The sequence below is a fragment of the Clostridium sp. Marseille-Q5894 genome (genome assembly GCF_946902305.1).
Classification (GTDB): domain Bacteria; phylum Bacillota_I; class Bacilli_A; order Erysipelotrichales; family Coprobacillaceae; genus Thomasclavelia.
This window is the reverse complement of record NZ_CAMPPT010000002.1, coordinates 65899-77406: the sequence shown is the minus strand read 5'-3', so window position 1 is coordinate 77406 and position 11508 is coordinate 65899. Positions and strand designations below refer to the sequence as shown.

8 protein-coding genes and 20 tRNA genes are annotated in these 11508 nt (G+C 33.3%); all 28 read right to left on the bottom strand.

The genetic code is table 11. The features are described from left to right. Nucleotides 1–168: 168 nt before the first annotated feature. Nucleotides 169–1149 (bottom strand): PD-(D/E)XK nuclease family transposase, encoded by a 981-nt coding sequence (locus tag OC535_RS03035; protein WP_498823111.1) that lies wholly within the window; start codon nucleotides 1147–1149, stop codon nucleotides 169–171. 1231 nt (nucleotides 1150–2380) lie between these two features. Continuing rightward, on the bottom strand, nucleotides 2381–2767 hold the full coding sequence (locus OC535_RS03030) for a hypothetical protein (protein ID WP_024722841.1): 387 nt from the start codon (nucleotides 2765–2767) through the stop codon (nucleotides 2381–2383). A 652-nt stretch (nucleotides 2768–3419) separates the two neighbouring features. Continuing rightward, a tRNA-Phe gene (locus OC535_RS03025) sits at nucleotides 3420–3495 on the bottom strand. A gap of 3 nt (nucleotides 3496–3498) precedes the next feature. Then, a tRNA-Asp gene (locus OC535_RS03020) sits at nucleotides 3499–3575 on the bottom strand. Between the two features lie 3 nt (nucleotides 3576–3578). Beyond that, nucleotides 3579–3655, bottom strand: a tRNA-Met gene (locus OC535_RS03015). Nucleotides 3656–3677: 22 nt separating this feature from the next. After that, nucleotides 3678–3770: transfer RNA gene (locus OC535_RS03010), tRNA-Ser, on the bottom strand. An 8-nt stretch (nucleotides 3771–3778) separates the two neighbouring features. Beyond that, nucleotides 3779–3855 (bottom strand) — tRNA-Ile (locus tag OC535_RS03005). Nucleotides 3856–3892: 37 nt separating this feature from the next. Continuing rightward, a tRNA-Met gene (locus tag OC535_RS03000) sits at nucleotides 3893–3969 on the bottom strand. 35 nt (nucleotides 3970–4004) lie between these two features. Then, a tRNA-Ala gene (locus tag OC535_RS02995) sits at nucleotides 4005–4080 on the bottom strand. A gap of 12 nt (nucleotides 4081–4092) precedes the next feature. After that, nucleotides 4093–4169: transfer RNA gene (locus tag OC535_RS02990), tRNA-Pro, on the bottom strand. 16 nt (nucleotides 4170–4185) lie between these two features. Continuing rightward, nucleotides 4186–4262, bottom strand: a tRNA-Arg gene (locus tag OC535_RS02985). A 268-nt stretch (nucleotides 4263–4530) separates the two neighbouring features. Then, on the bottom strand, nucleotides 4531–4932 hold the full coding sequence (locus OC535_RS02980; RefSeq protein ID WP_024722079.1) for a secondary thiamine-phosphate synthase enzyme YjbQ: 402 nt from the start codon (nucleotides 4930–4932) through the stop codon (nucleotides 4531–4533). Nucleotides 4933–5024: 92 nt separating this feature from the next. After that, a tRNA-Phe gene (locus OC535_RS02975) sits at nucleotides 5025–5100 on the bottom strand. A gap of 3 nt (nucleotides 5101–5103) precedes the next feature. After that, a tRNA-Asp gene (locus tag OC535_RS02970) sits at nucleotides 5104–5180 on the bottom strand. Nucleotides 5181–5183: 3 nt separating this feature from the next. Next, a tRNA-Met gene (locus tag OC535_RS02965) sits at nucleotides 5184–5260 on the bottom strand. Between the two features lie 22 nt (nucleotides 5261–5282). After that, nucleotides 5283–5375: transfer RNA gene (locus OC535_RS02960), tRNA-Ser, on the bottom strand. 8 nt (nucleotides 5376–5383) lie between these two features. Next, a tRNA-Ile gene (locus OC535_RS02955) sits at nucleotides 5384–5460 on the bottom strand. Between the two features lie 37 nt (nucleotides 5461–5497). Then, nucleotides 5498–5574: transfer RNA gene (locus OC535_RS02950), tRNA-Met, on the bottom strand. Nucleotides 5575–5609: 35 nt separating this feature from the next. After that, nucleotides 5610–5685 (bottom strand) — tRNA-Ala (locus OC535_RS02945). A gap of 12 nt (nucleotides 5686–5697) precedes the next feature. Further along, nucleotides 5698–5774 (bottom strand) — tRNA-Pro (locus tag OC535_RS02940). Between the two features lie 16 nt (nucleotides 5775–5790). Next, nucleotides 5791–5867 (bottom strand) — tRNA-Arg (locus OC535_RS02935). A 70-nt stretch (nucleotides 5868–5937) separates the two neighbouring features. Continuing rightward, a tRNA-Leu gene (locus OC535_RS02930) sits at nucleotides 5938–6026 on the bottom strand. Nucleotides 6027–6032: 6 nt separating this feature from the next. Then, a tRNA-Cys gene (locus tag OC535_RS02925) sits at nucleotides 6033–6107 on the bottom strand. 182 nt (nucleotides 6108–6289) lie between these two features. After that, nucleotides 6290–8128 carry an extracellular solute-binding protein gene (locus tag OC535_RS02920; RefSeq protein ID WP_024722080.1) on the bottom strand — a complete coding sequence of 613 codons (1839 nt, stop codon included), beginning with the start codon at nucleotides 8126–8128 and terminating at the stop codon, nucleotides 6290–6292. Beyond that, nucleotides 8103–8963: an ABC transporter permease gene (locus OC535_RS02915; RefSeq protein WP_227053631.1), complete on the bottom strand. Its 861-nt coding sequence runs from the start codon at nucleotides 8961–8963 to the stop codon at nucleotides 8103–8105. Before OC535_RS02915 ends, OC535_RS02920 begins: the two co-directional genes overlap by 26 nt. Then, entirely contained in the window at nucleotides 8963–10009 is a 1047-nt protein-coding gene (gene potA / locus OC535_RS02910; RefSeq protein WP_498823373.1) for a spermidine/putrescine ABC transporter ATP-binding protein, read from the bottom strand. Before potA ends, OC535_RS02915 begins: the two co-directional genes overlap by 1 nt. A gap of 7 nt (nucleotides 10010–10016) precedes the next feature. Beyond that, on the bottom strand, nucleotides 10017–10550 hold the full coding sequence (locus tag OC535_RS02905) for a helix-turn-helix domain-containing protein (RefSeq protein WP_024722082.1): 534 nt from the start codon (nucleotides 10548–10550) through the stop codon (nucleotides 10017–10019). Between the two features lie 122 nt (nucleotides 10551–10672). Then, the gene (locus OC535_RS02900; RefSeq protein WP_498823110.1) at nucleotides 10673–11503 is read right to left on the bottom strand and encodes a prephenate dehydrogenase; all 831 of its coding nucleotides are present in this window, start codon (nucleotides 11501–11503) and stop codon (nucleotides 10673–10675) included. Nucleotides 11504–11508: the final 5 nt, after the last annotated feature.

The following is an 11508-nucleotide window of genomic DNA, read 5'->3' as shown; positions in this document are numbered from 1 at the left end:
TTATGTTAGAAAGAGATTTCTTAAGCGATTAATAAAAACCGTTATTTTTTGAAATCTCTTATTTTTAGTTGCCCATTTTCGAGTAAGAACCACTTTTCATCTATTATGCTCTTTTAACTAATTTTACTATTTTATATCCTGTTAATATAAACATCTAGTACTAAATTATTATCCTAATCTATCTATCTTTTGTTTAAAATTTTTAAAATCATTTTCTTCAATAATCAAATTTATTATCTCATCTAACTGCACTTCAGTTAAATTTTCTACCCACTCAATACAATCTCTACTATATACCTTCTTAATTAATTTTACACAATTATCCTTTTTTTCTCGCATTTTACCGATCTCAATACCCTGCTCAACTCCTTGAGCAATACCTTGTTTGATTCCTTCTTCAATTCTTTTGGCTGTCTTTTCTTCGCGCTCCATCTCTAATGATTCGGTTCTAAGCTTCGCTAAAGCTAACTGATTCGCTAATGACCATATCGGCTCATTACTTCTAAACTTGTCATACATCTTTATCACCATCTCCACTATATCTTCTTCTCTTTCCTTCATTATAGCAGTATATTCATTTTTTATAAACAAATAACATAACCTTTCTAGATCATTTAATCCTTTGATTCCTTTTTCTTTGATGATCTTATCGATATGTCTCATCTTGATAAAATAGCGGTAATTAAGATTTTCTTTTTCCAGCTCTCGCTGATCATCTCGAAACGCATAATCTTTGATCAAACGATCATCATCTTCATTGATAAAGATGATTTGATATACCGGTCTTAGCTGATGATATTTTTCACCAGTATCAATCTGTTCTACTAATAGTCTGGCACCATAGAACTGAAAGCGGGTACTTTCGCTATTACTGTTGCCAGCCATCTGCATTTCGATATCAATGATTCGGCCCTTTTCATCAACGGCACAGATATCAAGGATGATGTTTTTAGCGAGGACCGTATTTTGATTGATTTCGGGATTTTTAACGATCATCTGCTGGCAGTCAAGATGAGTGACGGATTTAACGATAAACTTTCTCAGTTTTTTAGATTCTAAAGTATCTCTGGAAAGCAGGTATTTAAAGAACAGGTCATTACTAAAGCTAACATTATTGTTATTATCGATAACAGTTTTTTCATGAATCATATTTTTTCCTCCTCATTATCTTTTACAATCTAAAAAGGAGAATTACTTCTTTTTAATAATAAAAAAAGAATTTTCACATAAAATATATATTATTGCCAGTATTTATTAGTTGTAATATTTAAATCTATCAACCACATCAATCTCTTATTAAGTTTTTTCCGGTTTCCTAAAAAATATAAAAAGAAGTATTAACTTCGTTAACAACAAACGATCTTAAAACTTCTTCCTTATTATTTAATCATATCTATTTTTTGCTTAAAAACTTTAAAATCTTCTTCTTTAAAAATCAATTATTCCATCTAATGTTTGCCTATTAAGCTTTCTGCCTGTTTTGGCAGTCTTGATTGATATTTTTTAATCATTTTAATACATGTTTGTATAATTCCCAGCCCAATACCTTTTTTGATTCCTTTGGTTATTTTCATACTCCAGTTTAACTGTTCTTCTCTTATCAGTGCTAATTCTCTTTCGTTTCCTAAATCCCATAGATCTTTCTTGAATTCATTGCACGTTTTTAATGATATCTTCCACTTGGTCTTTTATTTTATCATCATGACTGTTTTTTATAAACAAGCTACACAGTCTATTCAGTCCACTTAGTTCCTCTTTTTACATATTATTAATTTCTTTCATATGAACATAATATAAATTCAACGTTTCTATTCACTTTACTCATTTTTAAATATATAACATTCTGATAAACTTTGCCGATGAGAATTTTTCTCATTTATTAAAATATACTGATATACTTTTTGCCCTGTTCTAACTAATCGTCCAGCATTCTGGAAAACTGAAAACGTTTCTTTTCATAGCCATGCATTTGAATTTCGATATCAATAGGATAATCATTTTCATCTTTGATCATATATCTAAAAAGATATTTTTAACATTGACATGGCTTTGATTTCGAGAAACGATAAGTTCTTTAGAAGATGCTGGAAATCAACCAAATCAATTTTTTCTTAGCTTTAAAAATATCATTATCTTGAAAAAAAGCATATATAAATAATAAATCATTACTAAATATTTGTATTCTCGATAATACTCTCTTCATAAATCATATATTTTCTATCTCGTTATCTTTTACAATCTAAAAAGAAAAACTATATTGATTCTAATAAATTATCATAAAAAACACAAAACAGTTTATTTATTTTCTATTTAAAATCATGCTTTTTAATAATCATTCAAAAATAGATATCTATAACATAATAACATTAAAAATATAAGACTAACTGCTAATCGTATCCTTGTATTCTTTGATATTTTCCAGCAATTCTTCATAAAAGGCCTCCGCATCTAAAATATATAGTGTAGAAGTACCTCTATGCTTTATTTTAACTTTATGTTTACTAATTAAAGTTACATCCTTAATATTTTTATAATCAACTAATGCTGGCATAATTCCAATTCCCTTAAATTCATAAATCAACATAGAATCATTGAATATTTTCATATTATATTTAGTCGTTAACATCATTAATACAACAAACGATAAAATAACTCCAATAATTACTTTCGAGCGATTATGATCTAGTGCAAAATAAATACATACACCAACAATTACAAAGAAAAAAACAATTGAAAAAATCAACATTCGAAACTCTTTATACTTCATCTAAACACCTCTTTAATAGACAATAGTATAACATATTATAAAATAAAAACAACCTTTCACTATTTACATACAAAGCAATCGCATAAAAATAAGTATCAAATAGCTTACTCTATTTATTGTTGAATCCTATTACACCTTAATTTACGTACTAGCTCTATTATGTATTTCAATCTATTTTTTTGGACTTAACCCCTGGCACACTTCTATAAAAACCGCTTACTAAAATATAATCAAGATGACAACTTATACTACCTTGATTATCTGTCCGCAAATGATTAGAAAACTAGAAGAAAAAGTAGCCTGATTTGAACCGCCCCTGTCAAGTAGACAGGTGAAATAATTAAAATTGTTAGTGATGAAGTTGCCGATGAGACAACTTCATTTTCTTATGCAGTTAAAACATTTACATTCACTTCATCATCAATCAAATAATTAAGTAAAAGCCTGTTAGTATTAGCTCTTGTTAAACCTTTAAAATCTAAAAACAGTAATTCCCAAGTATCTGATCTCATTTAGCGAAAAATTCGTTTATACTTGTATCCTTATTCCCAAAAAACTTCTTTTTATCAGTAAATTTTCTTTATAAGCAAAAAAATGAGAAATACAACAATATGTATATCTCATTATTATGTATCAACTCATTAAATTTTAATGGTGGTTCCGGCCGGAATCGAACCAGCGACACGAGGATTTTCAGTCCTCTGCTCTACCGACTGAGCTACGGAACCATTTGGCGGTCTGGACGGGACTCGAACCCGCGACCTCCGCCGTGACAGGGCGGCATTCTAACCAACTGAACTACCAGACCTCTTGGTTGCGGGAGAAGGATTTGAACCAACGACCTTCGGGTTATGAGCCCGACGAGCTACCAGACTGCTCCATCCCGCGATATTCTCTTTTCTTAATTAAATGGCGAGGGATGAGGGATTCGAACCCCCGCGGGACGTTAATCCCCTGTCGGTTTTCAAGACCGATCCCTTCAGCCGGACTTGGGTAATCCCTCGCATTATTTGGTGGACCCTGTTGGACTCGAACCAACGACCGATCGGTTATGAGCCGATAGCTCTAACCAACTGAGCTAAGGGTCCTTGTTGCTTCATCTCTTACGGGTACCTTATATTAAACTGGTAGCGGGGAAGGGATTCGAACCCCCGACCCACCGGGTATGAACCGATTGCTCTAGCCAACTGAGCTACCCCGCCGTAATTAACTACAGCAATGCTATAATTTAATATCTTGGTGGAGCCTAGCGGGATCGAACCGCTGACCCCCTGCGTGCAAGGCAGGTGCTCTCCCAGCTGAGCTAAGGCCCCAATTTTTTTTAATGGTCGGGAAGACAGGATTTGAACCTGCGACCCCCTGGTCCCAAACCAGGTGCACTACCAAGCTGTGCTACTTCCCGCTCTCTCTTCCCTTAATGGCGCGCTAGGCAGGAATCGAACCCACAACCTCTTGATCCGTAGTCAAGCACTCTATCCAGTTGAGCTACTAGCGCTTTTTCTTTCTTACAATGCTTTTCTATATTACCATATCCCTCTAGCTTTTGCAAGTCGTTTTTTGACTTTTTTGATAATTCTTAGATAAATAAGAATATATCTACATTTCAAACAAAATACAGTATTACATTAACGCAAAATTTGTTTTAATAAATCTTTTTTTGCCGTGAATAGATTATAGCATAAGTAATATAGTCATTGCAATAGTTAAATCACTTTTACTATAAATTTTTCCACACTGCAATCATCTCTAAATATATTAACAATCTATCCTGCAATAAATTTAACATAATAAGTTCTATTTCGAGGACCATCAAATTCACAAAGATAAACACTTTGCCATACTCCTAAGATAATTTGTCCATGATCAATAATCAAAGTTTGACTTGGCGAAAATACTGTTGATTTCATATGGGCATGCGAATTACCCTCAAAATGATGATAATCAGGATGGTTAGTTGGAAAAACACGTTCAAATCCATTCAACATATCTCTAACTACATCTGGATCAGCATTTTCATTAATCGTAATACCGGCTGTTGTATGTGGTGTATAAACAATTACTATACCATTTTTCATTTTTGCATCTTTTAAATCCTTTTTTATCTGATTAGTAATATCGATCATTTCCATTCTTTTTGAAAACTGATATTGATGCTTATACAACATAAAACATTCTCCTTTAGCTTATTAATATCAAACACGTATATATGATTACACACAAAATTAGTCAAAAAAAAACTGTCTACACAGCTGACTAATGGTGGTTCCGGCCGGAATCGAACCAGCGACACGAGGATTTTCAGTCCTCTGCTCTACCGACTGAGCTACGGAACCATTTGGCGGTCTGGACGGGACTCGAACCCGCGACCTCCGCCGTGACAGGGCGGCATTCTAACCAACTGAACTACCAGACCTCTTGGTTGCGGGAGAAGGATTTGAACCAACGACCTTCGGGTTATGAGCCCGACGAGCTACCAGACTGCTCCATCCCGCGATATTCTCTTTTCTTAATTAAATGGCGAGGGATGAGGGATTCGAACCCCCGCGGGACGTTAATCCCCTGTCGGTTTTCAAGACCGATCCCTTCAGCCGGACTTGGGTAATCCCTCGCATTATTTGGTGGACCCTGTTGGACTCGAACCAACGACCGATCGGTTATGAGCCGATAGCTCTAACCAACTGAGCTAAGGGTCCTTGTTGCTTCATCTCTTACGGGTACCTTATATTAAACTGGTAGCGGGGAAGGGATTCGAACCCCCGACCCACCGGGTATGAACCGATTGCTCTAGCCAACTGAGCTACCCCGCCGTAATTAACTACAGCAATGCTATAATTTAATATCTTGGTGGAGCCTAGCGGGATCGAACCGCTGACCCCCTGCGTGCAAGGCAGGTGCTCTCCCAGCTGAGCTAAGGCCCCAATTTTTTTTAATGGTCGGGAAGACAGGATTTGAACCTGCGACCCCCTGGTCCCAAACCAGGTGCACTACCAAGCTGTGCTACTTCCCGCTCTCTCTTCCCTTAATGGCGCGCTAGGCAGGAATCGAACCCACAACCTCTTGATCCGTAGTCAAGCACTCTATCCAGTTGAGCTACTAGCGCTTTTTCTTTCTTACAATGCTTTTCTATATTACCATATCCCTCTAGCTTTTGCAAGTCGTTTTTTGAGAAATGGTGCCCAGGGCCGGACTCGAACCGGCACGGATTTTAAGGTCCGCAGGATTTTAAGTCCTGTGCGTCTACCAGTTTCGCCACCTGGGCACATAATGGAGGTTCCAACCGGACTCGAACCGATGATAACAGAGTTGCAGTCTGTTGCCTTACCAACTTGGCCATGGAACCATTTTTTTATTTTAATCCGTGTCTTTCACCGGACTGCTTTTATATAATATACCAGATAGCAGAATTTTGCAAGCATTTTTAATAAAAAATTTACTAATTCATAATCAACAATTAAAATTAATATGAATAAATCAATATTTTTTGCAACAAAAAAACTGTTAGAAAAACTAACAGTTTTAATATTATTTTGCTTTAACTTTAGTCCAGCGTGAATTATACATTTCTTTTACTTCATTATCCTGATAAGAAAAAACTTCATCTTTAGCATTCGTTCTAATTTGATATGCACTAATTCCCTTATATTCTTCCTCAGCTGCTTTTTTTGCAGCATTTACATTAGCTGTTAAATATCCTACTTCAACAGTATTTTTATAAGAATTCTCATTAGAAATCATAAAATTAATAAACTGATTAGCTAACTTAGTTTGCTTACATTCCTTAGAAATAACAAATCCATCAAACCAGACATTAGTCCCCTCCTCAGGTAAATAATATTCCATATTAGGATTCTCACTCATTACTGTAGTTGCATCACCCGAATACATGATTGCCATCGCTTTAACACCACTGATCATCGTATCAATCGATTCGTCACCAACATATACCGGCTCCATTTCACTACGTTGATCGATCAGCCATTGATAAGCCTCATCAATTTCTTTTTCAACTGTAGTGTTCATAGAATAACCTAATGCTTTTAATGCTACCATAAAACTATCACGTTCTGAATCATACATATAAATTTGACCTTTGTATTTTGGATTACGAAGAATGTTCCAGCCTTCTTTTAAATCATTTTTATCTACAATTGTCTTATCATACAAAATCCCTACATTACCACAAAAATATGGAATCCAATAATCATTATCAGGGTCAAAAGATTGTCCTAAAATATCTTTATTAATATTATCAAAATTAGAAATCAGTGACTTATCAATTGGTTGCAAAAGATCTTCTTTTATCATTCTTTCAATCATATATTCAGAAGGTACCATAACATCATAACTATTACCACTCATATATTTAGTATACATGATCTCATTAGAATCAAAAGTTTCATAAATAATTCGACAATCATACTCGTTTTCAAAATCACTAATAACTGTTTTATCAATATATTCTCCCCAATTATATACTCGTAAAGTCTTTTTACCAACACCTGTTGAAATCGACCAGCCAACTGACAATAATAAGCATCCGGCTAAAACTACTTTAACAACTTTGCTGCTCATTATTCTATCAGTTACTTTAGGAAAAACTTTAGGAATAGTCGTTCCTAACATCACAACAAGTAAAACCACAACCAAAATTATCGTTGCTAGAGCATAAATACTAGGATTTGTTCGTTTCGACATGTTATAGATAACAATTGAAATATTTTCAATTCCATTACCACTAACAAAATAAGAAATAATAAAATCATCAAATGACATTGTAAAAGCTAATAATGCACCAGAAATAATTCCAGGTTTGATTTGCGGAATAATAACTTTAGTCAAAGCTTGAAATGGTGTCGCCCCTAAATCCATTGCTGCATCAGCTAAATTAACATCAAGCTGCCTTACTTTAGGCAAAACGTTGGTAATTACAAACGGCGTACAGAAAGCAATATGCGCTAATAACATCGTTAAATAACCTTTTTCTACTTTCACAAAAGAAAACAACAGCATCAATGAAATCCCTGTAACAATATCAGGATTCATGATAGGCAGATTATTAACTTGTAAAACTATTTTTCTAAGAATCGGTTTAGATTTAGAAATTCCGATTGCCGTAATCGTTCCTAAAACAGTAGAAACAACTGTTGATAAAATTGCAATACTAACAGATACAATAATTGCATCGATCATTTGCTGATTTACAAATAATTCTTGATACCATCTTAACGAAAAACCGCTCCAGCTTGATAATGACTTAGAATCATTGAAAGAAAAAACAGCCATAATTACAAGGGGTAAATAAAGAAACGCTAAAGCAAATACAATCCACAGTGAACTAGGAAATCTTCTTTGTTTTTTCACGTTTAGCTTCCTCCTGATATCCTGCATATTTTTCCACACGATTAATAAGCCCCATTAGAATTATTACTAAAATTGCTAAAATCAAAGATACCGCACTACCAAAATGCCAATCTCCAACATTAATAAATTGCTGCTCAATAAAATTACCAATTAACGAATATTGTCCACCACCAAGTAATTTAGGAATTACAAATGATGAAATAGCTGGTAAAAATACCATTGTAATGCCTGTTAAAACACCACCTAATGAAAGTCTAAATGTAATTTTCCAAAATGTTGTAATTGGATTAGCTCCCAAATCATTACTTGCTTCAATTAAAGACTTATCCATTTTAGTAAGAGAAGTATGAATCGGTAAAATCATAAATGGTAAAAAATCATATACCATTCCTAAAACAACTGCAAAATCAGTATATAAAAGGCTCACTTCCCCAAAACCAAAAAACTGAAAAACATTACTGATTATCCCTTTACTACTTAAAATATTTATCCATGCATAGGTACGCATCAGCATATTGATCCAAGTTGGAAAAGTAATCAATAAAATAAGTAATGTCTGTGTGTTTTCTTTACATTTAGAAATTGCATAAGCTACTGGATAACCAATTATTAAACACAATACTGTTGTTATAATTCCTAAGACAAAAGATTTAATTAAGACTGAGACAAAAATAGGATCAAAAAACTTTGAAAAGTTATCTAGTGTAAAATTAAATGTTGTAATCGTATTTCCTTTTTGAACAAAGGCATAAATCATTATTAAAAACATTGGTAAAACCGTTAAAAAAAACAACCAGAAACAATACGGACTAACTAATTTACGAAAATGTTTCATTAATAACTACCCATTTTATCCATAACATGAATATCTTCTGGCCAAAAATCTAAATTGACTTTTTTCCCAACTTCACTTATATCAGTAGTATGGACTTTATAATCTCGATTTTTAGTTTCTACCATTATTTCATAATGAACACCTTTAAAAACAATTGAAGTCACAACACCTTCAATCTTCCCTTTATCAACTTCTACGATATCTAAATCCTCTGGTCTTAAAACAATGTCTATTTCCTGTCCTTCATCAAAACCTTTATCAACACATTCAAACTGCTGCCCATCAAATTCAACTAAATAATCTTTGATAAAAACACCTTCAATAATATTCGATTCACCAATAAACTGTGCTACAAAACGATTTTCCGGCTCATTATAAATATCTGTAGGTGTTCCTATTTGCTGAATCTGTCCTTCATTCATAACAACGATCGTATCTGACATTGTAAGAGCTTCTTCTTGATCATGCGTTACATAAACAAATGTAATTCCAACTTCCTGTTGAATGTTTTTTAATTCGATCTGCATCGCTTTACGCAACTTTAAATCCAATGCTCCAAGCGGCTCATCAAGCAGTAATACTTTTGGCTCATTAACTAATGCCCGAGCAATCGCTACACGCTGCTGTTGACCACCGGAAAGCTGATTGATGTTTCTTGATCCATATCCTGCCAAACCTACTAATTCAAGAATTCGATTTACTTTATGTTCAATTGTATCTTTATCCATTTTTTTGATTTTCAAACCAAAAGCAATATTATCAAAAACATCTATATGCGGAAACAATGCATATTTTTGAAATACAGTGTTTAATTCTCTTTTATAAGGCGGCAGTTTACTAATATCCTGACCATCAAATAAAACAGTTCCGCCATTAGCTTCTTCAAAACCACCCATAATTCTAAGTGTAGTAGTTTTTCCACAACCACTTGGACCTAATAAAGTTACAAACTCTTTTTCATTTATATCAAGATGAATTCCCTTTAAAACAACTTGTCCATTATACTCTTTTGTTAAATTATCTAATTCTATTAACTTTGCCATAATATCTCCTTTAAAATAACGGTGGTGTTGATACCCAAATCACCTTCGCTTTAGTTTCACCAAAATTAATCAAATAATGTGATACTAAACCTTTAAGATAAAATGTCTCTCCTTTTTTCAAGATAAATTCATTATCACCGTTTATCAATTTTATTTTTCCCTGAATAACATAACCAAACTCTTGACCTTCATGAGGATCGATCGTCATCGACTGTTTGCCTTTTTCAAGTTCAATCAAAATTGGTTCCATATCATTTTTTTGAGCATTTGGGATAATATATGAAATAATATAATCATCCTGCTCATTAATAAAAAAATCATCCTTTTTAAACGCAATTTGTTCAGCTGGTTTTTCACTAAAAAACTCCTGCAAATTAGTACCCAAAGCTTCTAAAATATCTTCCAATGTTGCAACTGACGGAGATGTTAGATCACGTTCCAACTGGGAAAGAAATCCTTTGGTTAGTTCACTACGATTTGCTAATTCTTCTAGTGTAAGCCCATTAGCCTGTCTAAGCCTTTTGATCTTACTTCCAATATCCATAATTACACCTCCTTTATTTTCGACATTTTAATTATAACTAATCCTAGTAATAATGCAACAATATTTAACAATTTGTTTAATATATTATACTTAAAGACTAAAAAATAACGAGTAACAACCCGTTATTTCTCTAATTTCTCTCTTCTATGAGATGATTCAATAAATAATTTTTTTAATAACTGCTCATCATTTTCCAGCAATGCTTTTTTTATTAAAGCTAACTGCGCTTCAAAAGTTACGATTGAATTCAATAAATTCTCACTATTTCTAAAAAATAATTCTGACCATAGATCCTCATTAATATTTGCAATTCTCGTTAAATCTCGGTAAGAATCACCAATATATTTTCCCGTATCATATTTTTCATTATCACTATTGATCAATGCGACTGCAATAGCATGAGGTAATTGTGATGTAAAAGAAATAATTTCATCATGAGCCTGCGGAGACATGATCTTAACGCTTTTAAACCCTAATGTCCCGACAAAATCTTCCATAAAAACTATACTCTCTTTATTATTAGCCGGATGTTCAATCAAAATATAATTAGCGTTTTTGAATACCTCCTTGCTAGCATATTCAAAACCTCTTTTTTCTCTTCCCGCCATAGGATGACCACTTACAAATTCAACATCAGGATCTATAATATTCATTGCCTCTTGAAGAAAATAAGATTTAACTCCTACAGCATCTGTAATAATACTGCCTTTTTTAAACTTGTTATTTTTGATAAAATCTAAAACCAATGATGGATACAAACAAATAATCGTTAAATCTGTCTGTAAAATAATATCTTTGCCATCCTGGTAACCCTCAATAATATAACCTTCATCTTTTGCTTTTTGTAAAGTTTTTTTATCAATATCGATTCCATAAACCTGGTGTCCCAGACCTTTTAAAGCCTTAACAAAACTACCACCGACAACACCAAGACCAACAACTGTAATAATCATGATAT